We start from the raw sequence: 22,983 nt of genomic DNA, 5'->3' as shown, positions 1-22,983 counted from the left end.
AGGCACCCAGGCGAGCTCGCATGACCCAGGCAACATTTATCGAGAACTTCCTCTCCGCCACCGACTTCCAGGAGCCGGTGGAGGTCACCATGGACACCGCGCTGGCCGACTTGCCTGAGTGGGATTCGCTGGCTGCGCTGGGCGTGATCGTGATGTTCGATATGGAATACGGCAAGACCATCACCGGCGAAGATCTCAACGCTGCCATCACCGTCGGCGATCTCTACAAACTGACCGAGGCGTAAGCACCATGCCGACCTCCACGCTGCATAACGTCCGCTTTGCCGGTATGGCGACCTGCGTGCCCAAGCGCGTGGTGTCCAATCTCACCGATTGCCGCCCGCAAATCCGCACCGAGCGCGAGCGGCTGGTGCGCAACATCGGCATCGAGACCCGCCGCATGGCCTCTGAATGGCAATGTTTTTCCGATCTGGCCTTCGACGCGACCGAGGTGCTGCTGGAGCGTCTGCAGTGGAAGCGCGAGGAGATCGATGCACTGATCGTGGTGACGCAGTCGCCGGACTATCCGATTCCTGCCACCGCGATCATCCTGCAAGACAGGCTGGGGCTGTCGCATGCCACCGTCGCCTTCGACGTCAACCTGGGCTGCTCGGCCTACCCGTTCGGCATCAACCTGCTCGGCTCGATGATCGCCGCCGGCGGCGTCAAGAAAGGCCTGCTACTGGTCGGCGACCGTAGCGCGAACCTGGAAGACCCGATCTTCTCCGACTCGGGCACTGCCACCGCTTTGGAGTTCAGCGCCGACGCGCCGCCGATGTATTTCGACCTCAATAGCGACGGCAGCGGCTATAAGGCAATCATCTTGCCGGTCGGCGGCCAACGCGAACCGGTTGCCATACAGCATCTGATGCCGTTCCGCGAAGAACCCAACGGCCCGTGGCGACGCGGCACGGATCTGATCCTGGACGGCGTGGCGGTGTTGAGCTTCTCCACTCAGCGCATTCCGCCAGCGGTACAGAAACTGCTCGACTACACCGGCGCTTCCAAGGATGAGATCGACTACTTTGTGTTCCACCAAGCCAACCGCATGATCAACGAGACCATTCGCAAGAAACTCGGCCTGCCGGTGGAAAAAGTGCCTTCGACGCTGCGCGACTTCGGCAACTCGAGCGGCGCCTCGCTGCCGGTGACCATGACCGCGCGCATCAACAAGGAGCTCGAATCCGGGTCCAAGCGCGTGTTGCTGTGCGGCTTCGGCATTGGCTTGTCGTGGGGCAGCTGTCTGCTCGACATCGAAGGGGCCGTTTTTCCGGATCTGATCGAATCGTGAGTATCCCCCCCGACCCTTTCTCGCTTGCCGGCAAGCGCATCCTCGTCACTGGCGCATCCTCGGGTATTGGCCGCCAGATCGCCATTTCCTGCGCCGAGCTCGGTGCCCAGGTGGCAATCAGCGGGCGCGACCGCGCGCGACTGGCCTCGACCCTAGAGGCGTTGGCAGGCGAAGGACACGTGACGATCGCGGCAGACCTTGACCGGCAGGAGGACATCGATCACTTGGTCGCCCACGTTGGCGTGTTGGATGGGATGGCGCACGCGGCTGGCATCTCTCGGCTGGTTCCGCTGCGCCTGGTCAATCGGGCGCATTTGGACGACATGTTCTCCAGCAACACGTTCGCGCCGATGCTGCTGACCCGGGGACTGCTGGCAAAAAAACGCATCGCCGCGCAAGGCTCGCTGGTGTTCGTCGCTTCGGTCGCCTCGCATATCGGGCCGATGGCCAGTAGCGCGTATGCGGCCAGCAAAAGCGCGCTGCTCGGTATGGTGAGATCGCTGGCGCAGGAAGTTGCCAAGAACGGCATCCGCGCCAACTGCATTGCGCCGGGTTACGTGCGCACGCCGCTGCTGGACGGCCTACAAGGCAGCGGCGGCAATATGGAAGGGCTTTTCGAACTGACACCGCTCGGCATGGGCGAGCCGGAGGACGTCGCCTACGCCGTCGCGTTCCTGCTGGCCGATGCAAGTCGCTGGATCACGCGCAACTATTTCGTGGTGGATGGTGGCCTCACCGTGCCGATGGACATCTACGCATGAACACGCCGGCTCACAGTGCGTTTTCGCTCAACGGAAAGACGATCCTGGTGACGGGAGCGTCGTCGGGGCTGGGCCGGCAAATCGCCATCGCCTGCGCACAGCGAGGTGCCCGCATCGTTCTCGCCGGCCGCGACAAAGACCGTCTCGCGCAGACCCAGGCGCAGCTGCAGGGCACGGGCCACGTTAGCGTGCTCGGCGATCTCACGGGTACCGCCGATCGCGAAGCACTGGCTGCTGCAGCGGGTGCGACGTTACATGGTCTGGTGCACTGCGCTGGCATGCAAAAGCATTGCCCGATCCGGCAGTTGACCGAAGCGGCGATGACCGAGATGTACACGGTCAATTTTCTCGCTCCTGTGATGCTGACGCAGCGCCTGCTGCACGCAAATGCCATCGCTTCACAGGGATCGATCGTGTTCATGCTCTCCACTGCCGCACACCTCGGCACGCGCGGCGTAGGGCCATATTCAGCAATGAAGGCGGGCCTCATCGGCATCATCAAATGCCTGGCGCTAGAACAAGCCAAACGCAGGATTCGGGTCAACGGCATTTCTCCATCCGCTGTGGCCACGCCGATGTGGGGCGCAGATCAACTCGATGCGCAGAAGGCACGGCATCCTCTAGGCCTGGGCGAGCCGCAGGACGTGGCCAACGCCGCGATCTATCTGCTAGCCGATGCCAGCCGCTGGGTCACCGGGACTAGCCTGGTGATGGACGGCGGCTCGATCCTATGATCCACCCGGTGTTGATCGTTGGTGCCGGCGGATGGGGGCGCGAGGTCCTGGCGCAGATGCAGGGCGATCCAGCATGCGGAACGCAGTGGTATCCGGTGGGCTTTCTCGACACGCGCCCGCAGATATTGGATGGTCTGGACTGCGATCTGACCATCGTCGGCAGCCCGCTCGCATATCAGCCGCAGGACGAAGAACGCTTCGTCTGCGCGATCGGCGATCCGCATGCGCGCCAGCGCTATGCGCAGCCATTGTTGGAACAAGGCGCGCAGTTCATCCCCATCCTCACCGGCGCGTTTTTGAGCCCGCGTGTGCACATCGGCCAGGGCTGCTTCCTGTGCCACCGCGTGCAGCTCAGCCCCAACGTCTGGCTGGACGACTTTGTCAACGTGCAGGCAAACACCATGCTCGGGCACGATGTCCATGTCGGCGACTACGCGCACATCGGGGCAATGGCCTTCGTCGGCGGCGGCGCGCGCATCGGTAAGCATGCGATCGTGCACCCACACGCCACCATCCTGCCCGGCATCCATATCGGCGACGCTGCAGTGGTCGGTGCCGGTTCGGTCGTGGTCAAGGACGTGCCGGCCGGTGCCAGCGTATTCGGTAACCCTGCGCGGGTCATTTACCACAAGGATTCCTGAGGAAGCCCGCCAATGCGATCGCGAATGCACCCCGGCTACTACCTGTCCACGGACATCTTCGCCCGCGAACAGCGCAAGATCTTCCGCAAGGTATGGCTGTTCGCCGGCCTCAAGACGCTGCTGCCCGATAACAACTGCTTCATCACCCGCAGCCTTGCCGGCATTCCGGTACTGATCCAGAACTTCCAGGGTCGCCTGCGCGCGTTCGAGAACGTCTGCCTGCACCGCAGCGCACTGCTCCAGACAGCGCCGGTGGGAAAGCGGTCGCTGGTCTGCCCTTACCATGCATGGAAGTACGATGCCGACGGTCGGGTCGAGAACATCCCCGAATGCGATGCCGTTTATGGCTTCGGCGAGGAGGAAAGACGCGGCCTCCAACTGCGGGAGTTCGCCTTGCATGAGGTGGGAAACCTGGTGTTCGTCAACCTCGATCCCGACCCGATGCCGATTCAGGATCAGTTTTCGCCTGACTTCATCGCCTTGCTCGAAAGTAGTTCCAACGCCTATGACACCGAGGTCATGGTGACTACCTGGCATGGCCGGTACAACTGGAAGCTGGCCTACGAGAATCTGCGGGACGCGAACCACCCGCGCTTTGTCCACCCCAAGACCCTGGCCAAGAACGTCAGCTTCGTTCCCCAAGTAGACGAGGAACAAGCCAAGGAGTCCATGAAAGCTTTGCAAGACAGCTCACCCGCTGCCTTGAGGCACGAGATGCGCCGCTTCAGTTTCGGCGGCCCGGAAGCACCCATTCCCAACCTTCAACACTTCGGCTGGCACGATAAAGTGGAACGCTGGGGCGAGCAGAATGCCTACTTCAACTGGTTGGCCTTTCCGAACATGCATATCGCCAGTTCCAACGGCGGCTATTCCTTCACGCTGGAACACCACATCCCCGTCGCGCCGGACCGCACCGACCTTGAAATTTATTGGTTTAGCGCACGGAAGAAACAGCCTTATGTTTCTTCCAACCAAGTGCTACTGGCACAGATGCACGGCAGCAGGGTGGTAGTGGGCGAAGACGTTGACATCATGGAGCGGGTGCAGGCGGCCTTGCACACAGACGCGCCCCTGCCAACCCAGGGTGCCTACGAATCCATGAATCGACTGGTCGAACGCTGGTACACGCTGCTGATGGAGACCGAACATGAAATCTAGGTGGATCATCGGCCGCAGCGAATACCTCGACCTGGCCTTTCACGCCTGGAAGCAGGCGCGTCAGGACGAGACGGTCATCAGGATCGAGGTGCCACAAGACTCCGAACATGAATTCGATCTTGGCGTGCTGGATGGATTGAATCCGACCGACGGGGCGATGTTCGTGGCGTTCGACGAACGCTTCGGCAACTTCAAGCGCGTAGAACTGATGCAGGCAGCGATGGAACGCGGCTTCAAGCTGGAGTCCTACATCCACTCCAGCGCAGCTATCGGCACTGACGTAGTCATCGGGCTCAACACATTCGTGGGTGCCCATGCTGTCGTCGGGCACGGGTGCAAGATCGACTACAACACCGTCATCCATGCCGGCGCGCACCTCGGAACGGCATGCCGCATCAAATCGTCATGCTGGATCGAGAATGGTGTGCAAATCGGCGCGGGCGTCGAGATCGGCGGCAATAGCATCCTGCGAACCGGCGCCATCGTGCGCGGAGGCATCAAGGTGGGACGAAGCTGCGAACTTGGGTGGCCGCGTGTCTACTGCGAGGACGTGCCTGCCAAAACCTATTTCGACGCCCGTTACCACAACCCCATTCATACCTTCGGGACATGACGTTCATGAACTCAAGAAATGAGCAGCTTCGCCAACGGATTCTACGTATTGCGGAGCAGGAGCGCCCTGCACTCGAGGATGTCATTGCGCGCCTACCCGCGATCGCCAACCGCCCCGTGTTCCTCGTCGCTCCCGAGTCCCATGTCGGCATGGTGCACGGTCCCCGGGTCGTTGCCGACCTGCACCATGTTGTTGCCGCAATTGATGACCAAAGCATCCATCTGGACCACATCCACGGCGCGCCGCGCTGGAGCAGCCAGGAGTTCCTGGCCAAGGCAGGCCAGTATGCCGATGCAATCGCTATCGATTTCTCTTGCAGTCCGCGCGGACGGGCGTTTGCAAATGACCTGTGCGCAAGCGCGGACATTGAGCAATTGAGCGTTGCGCCTTCCGTGGATCCGCCGATCCCAGGTTTCGAACAGCGCCCCCTGTTTCTGCTTCAGCCGCGCTCGGGCCTTGGCAACATTTATGGCCCACAGATTGTCCAGCGCTCCAGTCATGTCATTGCCGCCATTGATGACGAGCCAAGCGACAGCGATACCGTTCATGGGGTGCCGCGTTGGAGTTCGCGCCAGTTCATCGAACAAGCGGCCCAGCATTCCCAGGCATTGGCCATCGATTTTTCTTACAGCCCCGGAGAGTCGGGCTTGGCCCGCAAGCTCTGCGAACAAGCAGGCATTGAAAGGGTCGGTGCCTGCCTTGCCGTTGCGCACTGCGGGCTTCCCGCCGTATACGAGCCTGCCCAGGTATACCGTCAGCGGACGCTTCTGCGCCTGGACGAATTTCTGCGTATTGCGGATCGACTGGACGACGATCTCAGCGTTTTTACGCTCTACAGCAACCTGTTGTTCCGCCTGACTTACGATTCCAGCTTGCTGCTGGACTGCTGGGCGACGCCGATCAACGAGTACTTTTCAGAATACGCAGACACCAGCACGTTCCAGCTTGGCCAGCGTGAACATTTCTGCGATGGCGGTGCCTTCCAGGGACCCATCGTGCACAAGTTTCTCGAGGCATCCCGCCACTGCTACGAAAGCATCACCGCCTTTGAACCCGATCGCATCAACTTTCAGAAATTGGAGAGCATTGCGAGCGCCCTCCCCCTTCCTCCACACAATTTCAAGGCACTAAAAAAAGCCATCTCCAACGAACAGACAACGCTGCGCTTCGAGGAGACAGGCACCGTCTCCAGCCATGTATCGCCGGATGGCGGAATCTCCGTGGCGACCACACGCCTGGACGACGAATTGGAAAAGCTGACGCTGCTGAAGTTGGACATCGAAGGATTTGAAGCCAGGGCACTGGAAGGCGCATCTCACCTCATCCGTACCCAGCTCCCCCGCATGGCTATTTGTGTCTACCACTACGCCCAGGATTTATTGGATATCGTGGAACAACTGGATAAATTGGTGGAGGGCTATCATTTCCGCCTACGCCAGCACTCTCCCGGCCACTACTACGATCTCGTGTTGTATGCATCCCCCGTCGCCGGTGCCGCACCGCCGCCTTGGGCGGAGTAGGTCCTGGAGAATTCACTACCAGGAAGATAAGGCAATGGTGGAAGGCGCCAAATCGCCTCCACGCCATGATGTAGACCGCTACTGCGTGTCCGGATATTTTTTGCCATGCGCGCTACTGATTCTGCTAAGCCCCTTATGTTTCGAACTACTCATTGAGCTGTGATGCACCAGCCAGAAGATCGCTCCGCCAACTATGCGCTTGTCAGCGTCGTGATGCCTGCCTACAAGCTGCGCTATCTCGATGAAGCGCTTAGGAGCGTAGTTCTGCAGTCTTACCCAAGGCTCGAACTGATCGTCTGCGACGACAGTGCCGATGCGTTGATCGAACAGTGCGTCGCAGGGCATTCGCTGAAATGTCCTTTTCCGATCAGCTATTTCCGCAATCCAGTTCGCCTTGGCGAGCTCGGCAGCAAAATCAAGGGGATTGGCCTGGCGCAGGGCGAGTACATCAAGTTCCTGCATGACGACGATGTGCTGCAGTCCGATTGCATTGCGCAGTTGGTCGAGGCGATCGAGCGCAACCCGGGCACGGCGATGGCATCGTCGCGACGGGTGCGCATCGATGACGACGGGCAGCCGCTGCCGGACATTCTGGCCACCTGCTTCCCGTTTGCCGACGACGTGCTGATCGACGGGCCGGAGCTGGTGTCGTTTCTGGCCGACCACACCATCAATTTCATCGGTGAGCCGAGTTGCGTGCTCGCGCGGCGTGCGGATCTGTTGGCGTTGGGCAACGACCTGATGGCCTTGAACGGCAAGGCCATCCATTGGGTCGGCGATCTGGCGATCTACGTCAAGCTGCTGCGCCACGGCAACCTGGCGATGCTGGCCAGCCCGCTCACGCAGTTTCGGGTCTCCAGTGCGCAGTTCAGTCAAGGGGGGCGCGACCAGCCCGGCATCGGCGATCAGGGGCATGAAGACTTGCGCCAGGGCATCCGCCAGCTCGGCTGGCGACGCGAGAGCGGCGATAACCGGCAGGTGCGCGTGGCCCCGCTCAGTCCGCACAAGGCGCGCGTGTTCAAGCCGGTGGATCTGGTCAATGCGTTGATGCAAAGCGCCGGCATGGCCGAGCGCGTGTCGCCGACGACCTGGCTGGGCGTGCGCCATCCGAGCACGGTGCAACGTGCATTGATCCAGGCGCGCCTGCGGGCGCATTCCGGCGGGCCGCGCATCGCGGTGCTGCTGATCGACCGTCACGGCGATGCCGCAGCGGTCGCTGCAACGCGCGACAGCCTGGAGGCGGTCGCTTGCTATCAACAGCATCGAACCTGGGTCGTCAGCAGCTCGCCGCAGCAGGTTGCCGCGCACGGCGAGCGTGGTGTGCTGATCGAGGCGCACGGCCTGGCAGCAACGCTCAACCGGGTGATCGCCGCACAGGATGCGATCGATTGGGTGCTGCTGGTCGCTGCCGGCACCCTGTTCACCGCCAGCGGGTTGATGATGCTGGCGCTGGAAATGCTGGCGTTACCCGACGACTGCCAAGCCGTCTACGCCGATGAAGTGATGGCGCTGGACAACGGACAGTTGGGGCTGGCGCTGCGGCCGGCGCTGTATCTGGACATGCTGTTGAGCGCACCGGCGACGCTTTCGCGGCACTGGGCGTTCCGGCACCGCGCGCTGTTGGCCGATGGCGGTTTTCCCACCGGGCCCGGCGCGGCATTCGAGCTGGATTACCAGCTCGGCCTGATCGAGCGTTACGGGTTGGCCTGCATCCGTCATATTGCAGAACCCATCCTGATCGCATCGGCCACGCCGCAGCACGACGACGAAGACGAACGCCGGGCGATTGCGCGCCATCTCGCCGAACGCGGTTACGTGGACGCCGTGGTGCACAGCGCCGGTCCCGGCCGGCATGCGGTGGACTACCGCCATGCGCAGCAACCGCTGGTGAGCATCATGGTGCTGGTCGATGGCCGGCTGCTGCAGGTGCAGCGCTGCCTGGAAAGCATTCTTGCCAAGACCAGCTATCCGCATTACGAGGTGTTGCTGCTGGATCGCGGCACCACCGAGCCGGATCTGCATGGCTGGCTGAGCGGCATCGAGAATCTGGGCATGCAGCAGATTCGCGTGCTGCGCTTTGCCGCCGAACCACCGCGTGAGGCGGTATGCAATGCCGCGGTGGAGCACGCATGTGGGGAGGTGGTGTTGTGGCTGGCAGCGGGTGCGGCGGTGATGAAGGCCGATTGGCTGGAGCAATTGCTCAACCACGCGCTGCGCCCGGAGATCGGTGCGGTCGCGGGCAAGCTGCTGCGCGGCGACGGCACCGTGCATCACGCCGGACTGCTACTGGGCCTGGGGGCACCTGCAGCGCGCGCGTTCGAAGGTGCGGCATTCGATGAATCGGGCTATCTGCAGCGTCTGCAACTGGACCAGAACTACAGCGCGTTGAGTGGCGAATGCCTGATGCTGCCGCGCCAGCTGTTTGTGGACGCAGGCGGCTTCGACCTGGAGCCGGCGCTGGCGCAGTGGAGCGATGTCGACCTGTGCCTGCGCTTGCAGCAGGCCGGCTATCTCAATGTCTTCGCGGCACGTGCGCAGCTGTTGATCGATCCGTTCGACACCACGCCCGCCACGTCACTCGACGAGGAAGCGATGTACGCGCGGTGGCTGCCGATGATGGCCAACGACCCAGCCTATAACCCGGGATTTTCGCTGGACCCCGGTGCCGGCTTCGCGCTGGCCGACCCGCGCGCGAGCTGGCGGCCGTTGCAGTCGTGGCGACCGCTGCCGAGCGTGATCGCGTTGCCGGCCGATATCGAAGGCTGCGGCCACTACCGGGTGATCCAGCCACTGCGCGCCTTGCGGGAGGCCGGAATGGCCGAAGGGGTGTTGTTCAACGGCTACCTGGAGATCAGCGAGCTGGCGCGCCAGGATCCGGACGTGGTGATCCTGCAACGCCAGGTCGGCGAAGCGCGGCTGGACGCCATGCGGCGGATGAAGTCGTTGTCGCGCGCGTTCAAGGTGTACGAACTGGACGACTACCTGCCCAATCTGCCGCTGAAGAACGCGCACCGCGAGCACATGCCCAAGGACATCCTGAAGACGGTGCGGCGCGGGCTCAGCATGGTGGACCGTTTCGTGGTGTCCACCCCTGCCCTGGCCGAGGCGTTCGCCGGGTTGCACAGCGATATCCGGGTGGCCGAAAACCGCCTGCCGCCCCATTGGTGGGAACATCTGCCGGCGCGAGGCGAGCGCCAGGGTGGCAAGCCGCGGGTGGGTTGGGCCGGCGGCGCCAGCCATACCGGCGACCTGGAGCTGATCGCCGATGTGGTGCGGGAATTGGCCGACGAAGTGGAATGGGTGTTCATGGGGATGTACCCATTCGCGCTGCGCCAGCACATCCATCACTTCCAGCCCGGCGTGCCGATCGACCGCTACCCGGCCGCGCTGGCAGCATTGGACCTGGATCTGGCGCTGGCACCGGTGGAGCAAAACCTGTTCAACGAGTGCAAGAGCAATCTGCGCTTGCTCGAATATGGGGCCTGCGGGTATCCGGTGATCGCCAGCGACGTGCGCTGCTACCAGGGCAGCCTGCCGGTGACGCTGGTGAAGAACCGCTACCGCGACTGGATCGGCGCCATTCGCGAGCATCTGGCCGACCCGGACGCGTCAGCGGCGAAAGGCGCAGCGTTGCGCGAGGCGGTGCACCGCGACTGGATGTTGAGCGGCAGCCATCTGGATACCTGGCGCGCCGCCTGGTTGCCGGGCTAGCGCGCGGTTACGCTGGTTTTGACGGTGTTGCCCTCATCCGGCGCTGCGCGCCACCTTCTCCCGCTAGCGGGAGAAGGAAAGCCTGGGTGCGCTTGATTTTCAGGGTGTACTGCAAAAGCCCGGCTGCACGCGATCTGTCGGTTGCACTGCAACTGACCATCCACCGGCTCCCGTCCCCCGCTTGCGGGGGGAAGGTGCCAGAAGGGCGGATGGGCGCGTGGGTCCGCACGCTGGCGCCGCGTGAAGAAATGCCCGGCTGCGCTTGATCTGTCGGTTGCACTGCAACTGACCATCCACCGGCTCCCGTCCCCGCTTGCGGGGGAAGGTGCCCGAAGGGAGGACGGGGGCCATCACGCTGCGCCCCGGCCACGACAGGCGCGACAGAAACGTACCCGCGCCGGAATCCCGGCGCCATTTCGGCACGCCGCTTGCATTGGTGTCACTGCCTCCCTGGCTGACCGCACCCATGAGCGACTCCGTTACCTCCATCCTCTCGCAGATCCGCAGCTACCAGACGCAGATGGGCCAAGGCTCGATGGGCGCGGTAGGCGATGCGGCGCGTGGCAACCAGATCCAGGGACTGGCCGGCACGCAGGGAACACCGGCGACGCAGGCACCGAGCTTCAGCGAGACCTTGCGCGGCGCCATCGGCGGCGTCAACGAGGCCCAGCAGAAGGCCGGCGCACTGTCCAAAGCATTCGAAATGGGCGACCCCAAGGCCGATCTGGCACGGGTCATGGTCGCCTCCCAGCAGTCCCAGGTGGCCTTCCGCGCCACCGTGGAAGTCCGCAACCGTCTCGTCCAGGCTTATCAGGACGTCATGAACATGCCGCTGTAAAGGTTGACGACACATGGCACTCGCGATCAGCAAAGAAAACATGAACCAGAACGCCGAAAAGGCGGGGCAATGGTTCGACCGTGTCCGCAGCCTGCAGATCACCCGCAAGCTGACCATGATGGCGATGATCGCCCTGGCGGTCGCGGCCGGTCTGGCGGTGTTCTTCTGGTCGCAGAAGCCTGGCTATCAATCGCTGTACACCGGCCTGGACGAGAAGGGCAATGCCGAAGCGGCCGACCTGCTGCGCACCGCGCAGATTCCCTACAAGATCGACCAGGGCACCGGCGCCATTTCGGTGCCGCAGGACCGTCTGTACGACGCCCGCCTCAAGCTGGCCGGCTCCGGCCTGACCGGCAAGGAAACCGGCGGCGGCTTCGAACTGATGGAAAAGGACCCGGGCTTCGGCGTCAGCCAGTTCGTGGAAAACGCCCGCTACCAGCACGCGCTGGAAACCGAACTCTCGCGCACCATCGGCACCCTGCGCCCGGTGCGCGAGGCCCGTGTGCATCTGGCCATTCCCAAGCCCAGCGCCTTCACCCGCCAGCGCGATGTGGCCAGCGCCTCGGTGGTGCTGGAACTACGCGGCGGCCAGGGCCTGGAGCGCAACCAGGTCGATGCCATCGTCAATCTGGTGGCCTCCAGCATTCCGGACATGACCCCCGAACGCGTCACCGTGGTCGACCAGAGCGGCCGCATGCTCTCCATCGCCGACCCGAACAGCGATGCGGCGCAGCACGCTGCCCAGTTCGAACAGGTGCGCCGCCAGGAAAGCTCCTACAACCAGCGCATCCGCGAACTGCTGGAGCCGATGACCGGCCCGGGCCGGGTCAATCCGGAAACCAGCGTGGACATGGATTTCTCGGTGGTCGAAGAGGCCCGCGAGCTCTACAACGGCGAGCCGGCCAAGCTGCGCAGCGAGCAGGTCAGCGACACCAGCACCAGCGCTACCGGCCCGCAGGGCCCTCCGGGCGCCACCAGCAATAGCCCCGGCCAGCCGCCGGCACCGGCAGTCGCCGGCGCGCCGGGCACTCCGGCGGCCGCCAACGGCCAGGCCGCCGCCCCAGCCACGCCCACCGAAAGTTCCAAGAGCGCCACCCGTAACTACGAATTGGACCGAACCTTGCAACACACCCGCCAGCCGGCCGGTCGCATCAAGCGCGTCTCGGTGGCGGTGCTGCTGGACAACGTCCCGCGCCCGGGCGCCAAGGGCAAGATGGTCGAACAGCCGCTCACCGCCGCCGAGCTCACCCGTATCGAAGGCCTGGTCAAGCAGGCAGTGGGTTTCGACGCGGCACGCGGCGACACGGTGTCGGTGATGAATGCCCCGTTCGTGCGCGAAGCGGTGGCTGGTGAAGAAGGTCCGAAGTGGTGGGAAGATCCGCGCGTGCAGAACGGTCTGCGCCTGCTGGTCGGCGCGGTGGTGGTGCTGGCGCTGCTGTTCGGTGTGGTGCGCCCCACCCTGCGTCAGCTCACCGGCGTGACCGCGGTCAAGGACAAGCAAGGCAAGGCTGGCAAGGATGGCACTCCACAGAGCGCCGACGTGCGGATGGTCGACGACGATGACGACCTGATGCCCCGCCTGGAAGAAGACACCGCGCAGATCGGTCAGGACAAAAAGACCCCGATCGCTCTGCCAGACGCCTACGAAGAGCGCATGCGCCTGGCGCGCGAGGCAGTCAAAGCCGATTCAAAACGTGTCGCACAAGTCGTGAAGGGATGGGTCGCCAGTGAAGCCTGATACACAACCGATGACCGGAGTACAGCGCGCCGCGGTGCTGTTGCTGTCGCTGGGTGAGAGCGACGCGGCCGAAGTGCTCAAGCACATGGATCCCAAGGAGGTGCAGAAGATCGGCATCGCCATGGCCACCATGACCGGCATCTCGCGCGACCAGGTCGAAAAGGTGATGGACGAGTTCAACGGCGAACTGGCGGGCAAGACCTCGCTGGGCGTGGGCGCCGACGACTACATCCGCAATGTGCTGATCCAGGCGCTGGGCGCCGACAAGGCCGGTGGCCTGATCGACCGCATCCTGCTGGGCCGCAACACCACCGGCCTGGACACCTTGAAGTGGATGGACCCGCGTGCGGTTGCCGACCTGGTGCGCAACGAACACCCGCAGATCATCGCCATCGTCATGGCGCATCTGGACAGCGACCAGGCCGCCGAGGCGCTGAAGCTGCTGCCCGAGCGCACCCGCGCCGACGTGCTGCTGCGCATCGCCACCCTGGACGGCATCCCGCCGAATGCGCTGAGCGAGCTCAACGACATCATGGAGCGTCAATTCGCTGGCAACCAGAACCTGAAGTCGTCCAACGTGGGCGGCATCAAGGTGGCGGCCAACATCCTCAACTTCCTGGACACCGGCGCCGATCAGGGCGTGCTGGGCGAGATCGGCAAGATCGACGCCGACCTGGCCGGCAAGATCCAGGACCTGATGTTCGTGTTCGACAACCTGGTGGACCTGGACGACCGCGGCCTGCAGACGCTGCTGCGCGAAGTCTCCGGCGAGCGCCTTGGCCTGGCCTTGCGCGGCGCCGACGTCAAGGTGCGCGAAAAGATCACCCGCAACATGTCCCAGCGCGCGGCCGAAATCCTGCTCGAGGACATGGAAGCGCGCGGCCCGGTGCGCCTTGCAGACGTGGAAGCGGCACAGAAGGAAATCCTCACCATCGTCCGCCGCCTGGCTGACGAGGGCGCCATCAGCCTGGGCGGCGCCGGTGCGGAGGCCATGGTATGAACGAGGTGGTCACCCGCTGGCTGGCCCCGGACCTGCAGCTTGCCCCGGCCCTGCCGGAGCCGGACTACGAAGAACCGGCCATGCTCGAGCCGGTGCTGCGCCCGCCGACCCTGGAAGCGATCCAGGCCATCGAAGATGCCGCCCAGCACGAAGGTTTCGCGCGCGGGCATGCCGAAGGCTTCGCCCAGGGCCAGTCGGAAGTGCGCCGGCTCACCGCGCAGATCGACGGCATCCTGGACAACTTCACCCGCCCGCTGGCGCGGCTGGAAAACGAAGTGGTCGGCGCGCTCGGCGAATTGGCCGTGCGCATCGCCGGCCAGCTGGTCGGCCGTGCCTACCAGGCCGACCCGCAGCTGCTGGCCGACCTGGTCGGCGAGGCAGTCGATGCGGTTGGCGGTGCCGGCCGCGAAGTCGAAGTCCGCCTGCACCCGGACGACATCACCGCGCTGCTGCCGCATCTGGCGCCCAGCAGCACCACCCGCGTGGCCCCGGACATGAGCCTGAGCCGCGGCGACCTGCGTGTGCACGCCGAAAGCGTGCGCATCGACGGCACCCTGGACGCACGCCTGCGAGCTGCGCTGGAGACGGTCATGCGCAAATCCGGAGCGGGTCTGTGAGCGCCCTGTTCGGCGCCACCCCGGCCGATTGGCTGGATGCACGCAATCTGCGCCTGGCCACGCGCCTGGGCACCCTCGGCCTGGAGCCCACCGCCGGCCGCACCCTGATCCGCGAAGGCATCCTGCGACGCGCGGTCGGCCTGACCCTGGAAGCGACCGGCTGCGAGGCGCCGATGGGCGCCACCTGCAAGGTCGAGGTCGATGGCGGCTGGGTCGATGCCGAAGTGGTCGGCTTCGCCGGCGAACGTACCTACCTGATTCCCAGCGCCGAACTGCATGGCCTGCTGCCGAATGCGCGCGTGGTGCCCTCGCGGCGCCGCGGCGGCGTGGAAGTGGGCGAAGGCCTGCTCGGCCGCGTCATCGACAGCGACGGCACCCCGCTGGACGGCAAGGGCCCGATCCGCGCCGAAGGCAGCATCGGCATGGCGGGCGTGTCGATCAACCCGCTGGCGCGCGAACCCATCACCACCTCGCTGGACGTCGGCGTGCGCGCCATCAACGCCATGCTGCCGATCGGCCGCGGCCAGCGCGTGGGCCTGTTCGCCGGCTCCGGTGTCGGTAAATCGACGCTGCTGGGCATGATGACCCGCTTCACCTCGGCCGACGTCATCGTGGTCGGGCTGATCGGCGAACGTGGCCGCGAAGTACGCGATTTCGTCGAAACCACCCTGGGCGAAGAAGGCCTGCGCCGCGCCGTGGTCGTGGCGGCGCCGGCCGACCGCCCGCCATTGGCACGCCTGCATGGCGCCTACCGCGCTACCGCCATCGCCGAATGGTTCCGCGACCAGGGCTTGAACGTGCTGCTGCTGATGGATTCGCTGACCCGCTTCGCCCAGGCGCAGCGCGAGATCGGCCTGTCGGTCGGCGAGCCGCCGACCACCCGCGGCTACCCACCGTCGGTGTTCGCCAAATTGCCGGCGCTGGTGGAACGTGCCGGCAACGGCGCCAAGGGCCGCGGTTCGATCACCGCCTTCTACACCGTGCTGACCGAAGGCGACGACCCGCAGGACCCGATCGCCGACGCCGCCCGCGCCATTCTCGACGGCCACATCTTGCTCTCGCGTCGGGTTGCCGACAGCGGCCTTTATCCGGCCATCGACCTGGAATCCTCGGTCAGCCGCGTGGTGCAGGACATCGCCGACGACACCTGGCGCCTGCGCATCCGCAAGCTCAAGCGGCTGCTTTCGGCCTACACCGCCAACCGCGACCTGATCGCCATCGGCGCCTACCAGCGCGGCAGCGACCCGGCCACCGACGAAGCGCTGGCGCGCTGGCCGGAGATCGTCGAATTCCTCGGCCAGGACGTGCACAAGGCCTCGCTCCTGAGCGACAGCCTGTCCGCCCTGCAACAACTGGTCGAACCCGAGAACTAATCCATGATGCAGTCCAAACGGATCGACCCACTGCTGCGCCGCGCGCAGGAACAGGAAGACAAGGTCGCCCGCGATCTGGCCGAGCGCCAGCGCGTCCTGGAAACCCACCAGTCGCGCCTGGAAGAATTGCGCCGCTACGCCGAGGAATACGCCAACAGCCAGATGGCCGGCACCAGCGCGGTGGCGCTGAGCAACCGCCGCGCCTTCCTGGACCGGCTGGACAGCGCCGTGCTGCAGCAGGCGCAGACCGTGCAAAGCAATATCGCCAAGGTCGAAGCCGAGCGCACCCGCCTGCTGCTGGCCAGCCGCGAGAAGCAGGTGCTGGAGCAATTGGCCGCCAGCTACCGCGCCCAGGAAAACAAAGTGATCGAACGCCGCGACCAGCGTGAGATGGACGATCTCGGCGCGCGTCGTTCGCGCCTGGCCCGCAGCCAAGACACCCACGGAGAATCCGCATGAATCCCTTGTCCGCCTTCGCCGCCGGCCTTGGTGCGCTTGCCGGCACCGGCAAGAAATCCAGCTACAGCGACCCGTCGTCCGAACCGGACGCAGGCCAGGACCAGTTTGCGCGCATGCTCAATCCGGCCAACACGCCGAACCAGGCCCCGCCGCAGGCACCCGAACGCGTGCCTGCCAAGCAGTCCGCGCCCAAGCCCAACCAGTCCGACAAGAACCGCAGCGACGAGGACACCCGCGACGATGCGGCCGGCGATGCCACCGCCCGGCCGCGGGCGCAGGACGGCGATGCCAAGCAGGCCAAGCCAAGTACCGCCAAGGACGCGGCAACGACCGATAAGAGCACGGCGGCCACCGCCACCAAGACGGGCAAACCCGCCAAGGCCACCGCTACCAGCGAAGACGCGCCCGCAGAGACAGCCACCGCGACCGATGCCGGCTGGCCGCCGGCTGGGCTGGGTGGCTTCGGCATGGGCCTGCTGGCACAGGCGCTGCCGGGTGGCGATGTGCTGGCGGCCGCAGCGGCGGCACTGACGGCCAGCATGGCCGGTGCCAACGGCGCTACCGCGACGGCCACCGCACTGCCCACCGATGCAACCGCAGCCGCCACTGCAAACGCTGGCACCGCCCTGCCCGCGCTGGGAGCGCTGGTGCCGACTGCCGTCGCAGGCGCCAAGCCGACTTCGACCACCGCCGTGAGCGGCGACGCGCAGACCGCCGCGTTGATGAGCATGGCCGCCAAGGCGCTGGAACCGGCTGCCGACGACAGCGCCGCCCCGGCAACGCCGGATGCCCCGGCGTTCGTGTTGCCGACCACTACCGCACCGGCGCTGACCCGTCTGCAGGAAGCGGCACCGATCTTCAGCGCCTCGCCCACGCCCACCCCGGACCTGGGCAGCGACAATTTCGACGACGCCATCGGCGCGCGCATGAGCTGGCTGGCCGACCAGAAGATCGGTCATGCCCACATCAAGGTGACGCCGAACGAGATGGGTCCGGTCGAGGTGCGCCTGCATCTGGAGGGCGACAAGGTCAATGCCAGCTTCACCGCCGCCAATGCCGACACCCGCCAGGCACTGGAACAGAGCCTGCCGCGGCTGCGCGAAATGCTCGGCCAGAACGGCTTTCAACTTGGCCAGGCCGATGTCGGTCAGCAACAGCAGAATTCGGCGGGCAATCGCAATGGCGGCAACGACAACGGCAACGGCCTGACCCTGGACGACGCCCCGCCCGTCGGAATTCCGTCGGTGGTGTTACGCCAGCGTGGATTGCTGGACGCCTACGCCTGAAACGACGTACCGGGCATACCCCGGCGCCGCCGATCCGCGCGCTCGGCCGGTAGCCGATGACGCCCCTCCACCCCCGCAGCGCAAGGGCTGCGGGGGCTTTTTGGTTTCCACACCGCCTGCGCCAGGAAACCGACGCGGTTTTGGCATGCCAGTTGCATCGACAGGGTAAGCATTCCCCTGGAGCAGACTGTGGCAGCGGCTGAAAAACCCAAGAAGACCGACGATAAAGACGACAAGGGCGAGAAGAAGAAGGGCGGCAAGAAGCCCATCCTGCTCATCGCCATCGGCGTGGTGGTATTGGCAGCCGCTGGCGGCGGCGCCTGGTTCTTCCTGGGCCACAAGGGCGAGGAAAAGGGCGGCAAGCACGATGCCCCCAAGGTGGCCGAAGTGCCCAAGCCGGCGCAGTACTTCCCCATGGACCCGGCCATCGTGGTCAACCTGGCCGACCCCGGCGATGGCCCGCAGTACCTGCAGGTCGAAGTGCAGCTGGTCACCCGCGACCCCGAAGAGCTCAAGCTCATCACCGAGAACGCGCCGGCCATCCGCGCGCACCTGCTGATGCTGCTGTCGCAGGTCAAGGCCACCGACGTGGCCGACCTGGCCGGCAAGCAGAAGCTGCAGAAGTCTGCCCTGGCCGAAGCGCAGAAGGTCATGACCAGCGAGACCGGCAAGAAGTGCGTCGAAGAATTGCTGTTCACCAGTTTCGTGACCCAGTAAGGCCTGCCCGATGAGCGTCAGTGATCTGCTTTCCCAGGACGAGATCGATGCCCTGCTGCACGGCGTGGATTCGGGCGCGGTCAACACCGAGCCGGAGCCGCTGCCCGGCGAGGCGCGCCAATACGATCTGTCCAGCCAGGACCGCATCATCCGTGGGCGCATGCCGACCCTGGAGATGGTCAACGAGCGCTTCGCGCGGTTGTGGCGGATCGGCCTGTTCAACCTGATCCGGCGCTCGGCCGACCTGTCGGTGCGCGGCATCGACCTGGTCAAGTTCAACGAGTACATGCACTCGCTGTACGTGCCGACCAACCTCAACCTGATTCGGTTCAAGCCGCTGCGCGGCACCGGCCTGATCGTGTTCGAACCCACCCTGGTGTTCACCGTGGTGGACAACTTCTTCGGTGGCGACGGCCGCTTCCACACCCGCATCGAAGGCCGCGAATTCACCGCCACCGAGATGCGCGTGATCCAGCTGATGCTCAAGCAGACCTTCGCCGACCTGAAGGAAGCCTGGGCGCCGGTGATGGACGTGGACTTCGAGTACATCAACTCGGAGATCAACCCGCACTTCGCCAACATCGTCACCCCGCGCGAGTACGTGGTGGTGTGCCGGTTCCATGTGGAGCTGGAAGGCGGCGGCGGCGAGATCCACATCACCCTGCCGTATTCGATGCTGGAGCCGATCCGCGAACTGCTCGATGCCGGCATCCAGAGCGACCGCAACGACCGCGACGACTCCTGGAACGTGATGCTGCGCGAGCAGCTGGACACCGCCGAGGTGACCCTGTCCAGCGTGCTGGCCAGCAAGCGCATGAGCCTGCGCCAGCTCACCGGTTTGAAGGTCGGCGACATCCTGCCGATCGACCTGCCCGCCCAGGTGCCGCTGTGCGTGGAAGACATCCCGTTATTCACCGGCGAATTCGGCGTTTCCAATGGCAACAACGCCGTCAAGATCACCGCCGTACGCCCGCCCGGCGTGCAAGCCCCACGCGCCGTTCCCTCCCAGGACTCCAGCAAATGATCAACTCCGACATCCTCGACGCCTCGCCTGCCACCTTCGACAGCCTGCAGGCCGAGCAGGACCAGAACGCGGCCGACCTCAACCTGGACGTGATCCTGGACGTGCCGGTGACCCTGTCGCTGGAAGTGGGCCGCGCACGCATTCCGATCCGCAACCTGCTGCAGCTCAACCAGGGCTCGGTGGTGGAACTGGAACGCGGCGCCGGCGAACCGCTGGACGTCTACGTCAACGGCACCCTGATCGCGCACGGCGAAGTGGTCGTCATCAACGACCGCTTCGGCATTCGCCTGACCGACGTGGTCAGCCCCAGCGAGCGGATCCGGAGGCTGCGGTGATCGGCCTGCTGGCCGCTGCCGCGCCGGTCGCGGCCAAGGCGACCCAGGTCGGCGCGCAGGCGCCGTCCTCGCCCAGCCTGTTTGGCGCAGTCTTTGCATTGCTGCTGGTGCTCGCGCTGATCGTCGGCCTGGGCTGGTTGCTCAAGCGCATGCCCGGCAGCGGATTCCGCAGCACCGAGGGCCTGCGTGTGGTGACCAGCCTGGCAGTCGGTGCCAAGGAACGTGTGGTGGTGGTGGAGGTGAACGGCCAGCAGTTGTTGCTCGGCGTGACCGCCGGCGGCATCAGCACCCTGCACACCCTGCCCGAGCCGCTGCCGACCGCGCCCGCCCCCACCCTGCCCGCTTTCAAGCAACTTCCCAATTTCGCCCAGCTGCTCGCCCAGAAGCTGCGCAAGGACCCGTGACATGTTGAGCCGTTGGAATCGTTGGGGGCGCAGTGTGCGCCTGGTGCTGATCCTGCTGGTGATGAGTTGCCCGCTGCTGGCCGCGGCCAGCCCGGCCGCGCTGCCGGCAATGGCGCAGGCCGCGGCACCGGCGGCGACCCCTGCCGCGGTACCGGCCGGTTCCAACCAGTTGCCGTCGCTGCCGAACGTGAGCGTGGGCCGCATCGGCGACCAGCCCGTGAGCCTGCCGCTGCAGACCTTGCTGCTGATGACGGCGATCACCCTGCTGCCGTCGATGCTGCTGGTGTTGACCGCCTTCACCCGCATCACCATCGTGCTGGGCCTGCTGCGCCAGGCGCTGGGCACCGGCCAGACCCCGTCCAACCAGGTGCTGCTGGGCCTGGCGATGTTCCTGACCGCGCTGGTGATGATGCCGGTGTGGCAGAAGATGTGGGGCGCCGGGCTACAGCCGTACCTCAACAACCAGATCGATTTTTCCACTGCCTGGACGCTCACCACGCAGCCGCTGCGCGCTTTCATGCTGGCGCAGATCCGCGAGACCGATCTGATGACCTTCGCCGGCATGGCCGGCGACGGCAAGTACGCCGGCCCGGACGCGGTACCATTCCCGGTGCTGGTGGCCTCGTTCGTGACCAGCGAGCTGAAGACCGCTTTCGAAATCGGCTTTCTGATCTTCATCCCGTTCGTGATCATCGACTTGGTGGTGGCCAGCGTGCTGATGTCGATGGGCATGATGATGCTGTCGCCGATGCTGATCTCCGCGCCGTTCAAGATTCTGTTGTTCATCCTGGTGGATGGTTGGGTGCTGGTGGTGGGGACGCTGGCTGCGAGCTTTAACGCGTCGTAGGGGTGGCGTGCGTTGCGCGCTGTAGCACTTGCCAGCCGGTTGAGTGTGTTTGTTGGAGCCGCCGCACAGCACAGCTGTAGTGCCCAGGCGCTTGCGGCTTAGTGCTTAGTTCTTGCTTCTTGCTTCTAGGTTCTTGCTTCTCAGGGGCCCCATACCGCAGCGGCAGGCCATTCGGGTCAAACCCCGCAGGGGCGACGCGCATGGATGCGCGACGTTTTTCAAAGGGACATGGACGTCCCTTTGAAAAATTCCCGGATGGCCTGCGGACCTGGAGCGCGTAGCGCGGAGGGCGCGAGGACGGGGTGTGCTTTCTTTTGGTTACTTTTCTTTGCACAAGCAAAGAAAAGTGACTCGCGCCCGCAGGGCGTGAAAGCCGTTGATTTCTCTGTCTCACACTAAAAACGAAACTGCAAACCGAGCAAACGCAAGTACAGGGCTTTCGCTCCCCTTCGGGGAACGAGTCACTTTCTTTGCTTGTGCAAAGAAAGTAACCAAAGAAACACACCCCGTCCTCGCGCCCCTCCGCGCCAAGGCGCTCCGGGTACGCAGTCCACGTGGGAATTTTTCTAAGGGACATCCATGTCCCTTAGAAAAACGTCGCGCATCCTTGCGCGCCGCCCCTTCGGGGTTTGACCCACGTGGCCTGCCGCTGCGGTATGGGGGCCCGAAAAGCCGAAAGCAGAGCAACAGCAAACTAAAGCCAGAGCGCAGCGACAGCGACAGCGACAGCGACAGCGACAGCCAGTGCAACACGAGGCAACTCAGATCCCCGTTCGCCAACCAATCCCCAATCCCCAATCCCACACCTTTGGCATCCCACTTGCATCAGCACCTCCCATGAGCCCTGAAATCGCCCTGACTGAATTGCGTGGTGGCCTGGTCACCGTCCTGTGGATTGCCGGACCGATGTTGCTGGCCGTGCTGGTGGTCGGCGTGGTGATCGGCGTGGTGCAGGCCGCCACCCAGTTGAACGAACCGACCATCGCCTTCGTGGCCAAGGCAGTGGCGCTGACGGCCACGCTGTTCGCCACCGGCAGCATGCTGCTGGGGCATCTGGTGGAGTTCACCATTGCGCTGTTCCAGCGCATTCCGCATCTGATCGGCTAGCGGGCCAGAGCGGATGGATTCTGCAACCCAGATGGTGATCGATGGCCAGCGCGCGTTCGCGATGGTCGGAGCGATCATGTGGACCATGCTGCGCACCGGTGCGTTGCTGACTGCAATGCCGTTGATCGGGACGCGGGCGGTGCCCGGACGGGTGCGGGTGATGCTGGCCGGAACGCTGGCGATGGTGCTGGCGCCGATCCTGCCGCCGGTGCCGGAGTGGGACGGCTTTACCGCCCAGGCGGTGCTGAGCATTGCGCGCGAGCTGGCGGTCGGGGCCAGCATGGGCTTCATGCTGAAGCTGATGTTCGAAGCCGGCGCATTGGCCGGCGAACTGGTGTCGCAGTCCACCGGCCTGTCGTTCGCGCAGATGTCCGACCCCATGCGCGGCGTGACGTCGGGGGTGATCGCGCAGTGGTTCTACATCGGCTTCGGGCTGCTGTTCTTCGCGGCCAACGGGCATCTGGCGGTGATCGCATTGCTGGTGGACAGCTACAAGGCATTGCCGATCGGGACCGCGTTGCCCGATGCCGGCGCATTCGCCGAAGTGGCGCCCACCCTGTTCCTGCAGATCCTGCGCGGCGGGTTGACCCTGGCCTTGCCGATGATGGTGGCGATGCTGGCGGTCAACCTGGCCTTCGGCGCGCTGGCCAAGGCGGCGCCGGCATTGAACCCCATGCAACTGGGCCTGCCGCTGACGGTATTGCTGGGGCTGTTCCTGCTGTCGAGTTTCGCCAGCGAGTTCGCCCCGCCGGTGCAACGCATGTTCGATACCGCCTTCGATGCCGCAAGAGAGCTGACGGCCTGATCCA

The 22,983-nt window shown here is 64.9% G+C and carries 23 protein-coding genes; all 23 read left to right on the top strand.

Going from position 1 to position 22,983, the window contains the following annotated elements; translation table 11 throughout:
• Positions 1-20 precede the first annotated feature (20 nt).
• Positions 21-245 carry an acyl carrier protein gene (locus AMD14_RS10440; RefSeq protein ID WP_011051262.1) on the top strand — a complete coding sequence of 75 codons (225 nt, stop codon included), beginning with the start codon at positions 21-23 and terminating at the stop codon, positions 243-245.
• Between the two features lie 5 nt (positions 246-250).
• Positions 251-1,291, top strand: coding sequence for a ketoacyl-ACP synthase III (locus tag AMD14_RS10435; protein ID WP_015463148.1), 1,041 nt, complete (start codon positions 251-253; stop codon positions 1,289-1,291).
• Complete coding sequence (locus AMD14_RS10430) at positions 1,288-2,052, top strand: SDR family NAD(P)-dependent oxidoreductase (RefSeq protein WP_011051260.1); 765 nt, start codon at positions 1,288-1,290, stop codon at positions 2,050-2,052. The genes AMD14_RS10435 and AMD14_RS10430 overlap by 4 nt, the downstream gene beginning before the upstream one ends.
• Positions 2,049-2,786: an SDR family NAD(P)-dependent oxidoreductase gene (locus tag AMD14_RS10425; RefSeq protein ID WP_015472045.1), complete on the top strand. Its 738-nt coding sequence runs from the start codon at positions 2,049-2,051 to the stop codon at positions 2,784-2,786. The genes AMD14_RS10430 and AMD14_RS10425 overlap by 4 nt, the downstream gene beginning before the upstream one ends.
• Positions 2,783-3,427, top strand: coding sequence for an acetyltransferase (locus AMD14_RS10420; protein ID WP_011051258.1), 645 nt, complete (start codon positions 2,783-2,785; stop codon positions 3,425-3,427). Before AMD14_RS10425 ends, AMD14_RS10420 begins: the two co-directional genes overlap by 4 nt.
• A 12-nt stretch (positions 3,428-3,439) precedes the next feature.
• The gene (locus tag AMD14_RS10415; RefSeq protein ID WP_011051257.1) at positions 3,440-4,585 is read left to right on the top strand and encodes an aromatic ring-hydroxylating oxygenase subunit alpha; all 1,146 of its coding nucleotides are present in this window, start codon (positions 3,440-3,442) and stop codon (positions 4,583-4,585) included.
• Positions 4,575-5,198: an LbetaH domain-containing protein gene (locus tag AMD14_RS10410; protein ID WP_011051256.1), complete on the top strand. Its 624-nt coding sequence runs from the start codon at positions 4,575-4,577 to the stop codon at positions 5,196-5,198. The genes AMD14_RS10415 and AMD14_RS10410 overlap by 11 nt, the downstream gene beginning before the upstream one ends.
• The gene (locus AMD14_RS10405) at positions 5,195-6,718 is read left to right on the top strand and encodes an FkbM family methyltransferase (RefSeq protein ID WP_015463146.1); all 1,524 of its coding nucleotides are present in this window, start codon (positions 5,195-5,197) and stop codon (positions 6,716-6,718) included. The genes AMD14_RS10410 and AMD14_RS10405 overlap by 4 nt, the downstream gene beginning before the upstream one ends.
• 213 nt (positions 6,719-6,931) lie before the next feature.
• A complete protein-coding gene (locus tag AMD14_RS10400; protein WP_040107753.1) occupies positions 6,932-10,429 on the top strand; it encodes a glycosyltransferase in 3,498 nt (1,165 codons plus the stop codon).
• A gap of 466 nt (positions 10,430-10,895) precedes the next feature.
• Entirely contained in the window at positions 10,896-11,267 is a 372-nt protein-coding gene (fliE, locus tag AMD14_RS10395) for a flagellar hook-basal body complex protein FliE (protein WP_015463144.1), read from the top strand.
• A 13-nt stretch (positions 11,268-11,280) separates the two neighbouring features.
• Positions 11,281-13,005 (top strand): flagellar basal-body MS-ring/collar protein FliF, encoded by a 1,725-nt coding sequence (gene fliF / locus AMD14_RS10390; RefSeq protein ID WP_005930339.1) that lies wholly within the window; start codon positions 11,281-11,283, stop codon positions 13,003-13,005.
• 10 nt (positions 13,006-13,015) lie between these two features.
• A complete protein-coding gene (gene fliG, locus AMD14_RS10385; RefSeq protein WP_005918162.1) occupies positions 13,016-14,005 on the top strand; it encodes a flagellar motor switch protein FliG in 990 nt (329 codons plus the stop codon).
• A complete protein-coding gene (locus AMD14_RS10380) occupies positions 14,002-14,622 on the top strand; it encodes a FliH/SctL family protein (RefSeq protein WP_015463143.1) in 621 nt (206 codons plus the stop codon). Before fliG ends, AMD14_RS10380 begins: the two co-directional genes overlap by 4 nt.
• A complete protein-coding gene (locus AMD14_RS10375) occupies positions 14,619-15,995 on the top strand; it encodes a FliI/YscN family ATPase (protein ID WP_011051250.1) in 1,377 nt (458 codons plus the stop codon). The genes AMD14_RS10380 and AMD14_RS10375 overlap by 4 nt, the downstream gene beginning before the upstream one ends.
• Positions 15,996-15,998: 3 nt before the next feature.
• Complete coding sequence (fliJ, locus tag AMD14_RS10370; RefSeq protein ID WP_005918178.1) at positions 15,999-16,454, top strand: flagellar export protein FliJ; 456 nt, start codon at positions 15,999-16,001, stop codon at positions 16,452-16,454.
• Positions 16,451-17,740: a flagellar hook-length control protein FliK gene (locus AMD14_RS10365; protein WP_015463142.1), complete on the top strand. Its 1,290-nt coding sequence runs from the start codon at positions 16,451-16,453 to the stop codon at positions 17,738-17,740. Before fliJ ends, AMD14_RS10365 begins: the two co-directional genes overlap by 4 nt.
• A gap of 189 nt (positions 17,741-17,929) precedes the next feature.
• Positions 17,930-18,457: a flagellar basal body-associated FliL family protein gene (locus AMD14_RS10360; RefSeq protein ID WP_011051248.1), complete on the top strand. Its 528-nt coding sequence runs from the start codon at positions 17,930-17,932 to the stop codon at positions 18,455-18,457.
• Between the two features lie 10 nt (positions 18,458-18,467).
• On the top strand, positions 18,468-19,481 hold the full coding sequence (gene fliM, locus AMD14_RS10355) for a flagellar motor switch protein FliM (RefSeq protein ID WP_005917976.1): 1,014 nt from the start codon (positions 18,468-18,470) through the stop codon (positions 19,479-19,481).
• The gene (fliN, locus tag AMD14_RS10350) at positions 19,478-19,816 is read left to right on the top strand and encodes a flagellar motor switch protein FliN (protein ID WP_007969679.1); all 339 of its coding nucleotides are present in this window, start codon (positions 19,478-19,480) and stop codon (positions 19,814-19,816) included. Before fliM ends, fliN begins: the two co-directional genes overlap by 4 nt.
• Entirely contained in the window at positions 19,813-20,220 is a 408-nt protein-coding gene (gene fliO, locus AMD14_RS10345) for a flagellar biosynthetic protein FliO (RefSeq protein WP_005921346.1), read from the top strand. The genes fliN and fliO overlap by 4 nt, the downstream gene beginning before the upstream one ends.
• Before the next feature lies 1 nt (position 20,221).
• Positions 20,222-21,067 (top strand): flagellar type III secretion system pore protein FliP, encoded by an 846-nt coding sequence (gene fliP / locus AMD14_RS10340; RefSeq protein ID WP_005921349.1) that lies wholly within the window; start codon positions 20,222-20,224, stop codon positions 21,065-21,067.
• A gap of 837 nt (positions 21,068-21,904) precedes the next feature.
• Entirely contained in the window at positions 21,905-22,174 is a 270-nt protein-coding gene (locus tag AMD14_RS10335; protein ID WP_005917968.1) for a flagellar biosynthetic protein FliQ, read from the top strand.
• 13 nt (positions 22,175-22,187) lie between these two features.
• The gene (gene fliR, locus AMD14_RS10330; protein ID WP_005917965.1) at positions 22,188-22,979 is read left to right on the top strand and encodes a flagellar biosynthetic protein FliR; all 792 of its coding nucleotides are present in this window, start codon (positions 22,188-22,190) and stop codon (positions 22,977-22,979) included.
• Positions 22,980-22,983 lie beyond the last annotated feature (4 nt).

Origin of the sequence: Xanthomonas citri pv. citri, assembly GCF_000961215.1 — a bacterium.
In the GTDB taxonomy this organism is placed as follows: domain Bacteria; phylum Pseudomonadota; class Gammaproteobacteria; order Xanthomonadales; family Xanthomonadaceae; genus Xanthomonas; species Xanthomonas cissicola.
This window is presented reverse-complemented; position numbering and strand designations above follow the sequence as displayed.

Excerpts from the sequence above, each read along its gene's own strand:
- AMD14_RS10440 (WP_011051262.1), top strand. The coding sequence starts at position 21 with ATGACCCAGGCAACATTTATCGAGAACTTCCTCTCCGCCACCGACTTC.
- AMD14_RS10435 (WP_015463148.1), top strand. The coding sequence starts at position 251 with ATGCCGACCTCCACGCTGCATAACGTCCGCTTTGCCGGTATGGCGACC.
- AMD14_RS10425 (WP_015472045.1), top strand. The coding sequence starts at position 2,049 with ATGAACACGCCGGCTCACAGTGCGTTTTCGCTCAACGGAAAGACGATC.
- AMD14_RS10420 (WP_011051258.1), top strand. The coding sequence starts at position 2,783 with ATGATCCACCCGGTGTTGATCGTTGGTGCCGGCGGATGGGGGCGCGAG.
- AMD14_RS10415 (WP_011051257.1), top strand. The coding sequence starts at position 3,440 with ATGCGATCGCGAATGCACCCCGGCTACTACCTGTCCACGGACATCTTC.
- AMD14_RS10410 (WP_011051256.1), top strand. The coding sequence starts at position 4,575 with ATGAAATCTAGGTGGATCATCGGCCGCAGCGAATACCTCGACCTGGCC.
- AMD14_RS10405 (WP_015463146.1), top strand. The coding sequence starts at position 5,195 with ATGACGTTCATGAACTCAAGAAATGAGCAGCTTCGCCAACGGATTCTA.
- AMD14_RS10400 (WP_040107753.1), top strand. The coding sequence starts at position 6,932 with ATGCCTGCCTACAAGCTGCGCTATCTCGATGAAGCGCTTAGGAGCGTA.
- fliE (WP_015463144.1), top strand. The coding sequence starts at position 10,896 with ATGAGCGACTCCGTTACCTCCATCCTCTCGCAGATCCGCAGCTACCAG.
- fliF (WP_005930339.1), top strand. The coding sequence starts at position 11,281 with ATGGCACTCGCGATCAGCAAAGAAAACATGAACCAGAACGCCGAAAAG.
- fliG (WP_005918162.1), top strand. The coding sequence starts at position 13,016 with ATGACCGGAGTACAGCGCGCCGCGGTGCTGTTGCTGTCGCTGGGTGAG.
- AMD14_RS10380 (WP_015463143.1), top strand. The coding sequence starts at position 14,002 with ATGAACGAGGTGGTCACCCGCTGGCTGGCCCCGGACCTGCAGCTTGCC.
- fliJ (WP_005918178.1), top strand. The coding sequence starts at position 15,999 with ATGATGCAGTCCAAACGGATCGACCCACTGCTGCGCCGCGCGCAGGAA.
- AMD14_RS10365 (WP_015463142.1), top strand. The coding sequence starts at position 16,451 with ATGAATCCCTTGTCCGCCTTCGCCGCCGGCCTTGGTGCGCTTGCCGGC.
- fliM (WP_005917976.1), top strand. The coding sequence starts at position 18,468 with ATGAGCGTCAGTGATCTGCTTTCCCAGGACGAGATCGATGCCCTGCTG.
- fliN (WP_007969679.1), top strand. The coding sequence starts at position 19,478 with ATGATCAACTCCGACATCCTCGACGCCTCGCCTGCCACCTTCGACAGC.
- fliP (WP_005921349.1), top strand. The coding sequence starts at position 20,222 with ATGTTGAGCCGTTGGAATCGTTGGGGGCGCAGTGTGCGCCTGGTGCTG.
- AMD14_RS10335 (WP_005917968.1), top strand. The coding sequence starts at position 21,905 with ATGAGCCCTGAAATCGCCCTGACTGAATTGCGTGGTGGCCTGGTCACC.
- fliR (WP_005917965.1), top strand. The coding sequence starts at position 22,188 with ATGGATTCTGCAACCCAGATGGTGATCGATGGCCAGCGCGCGTTCGCG.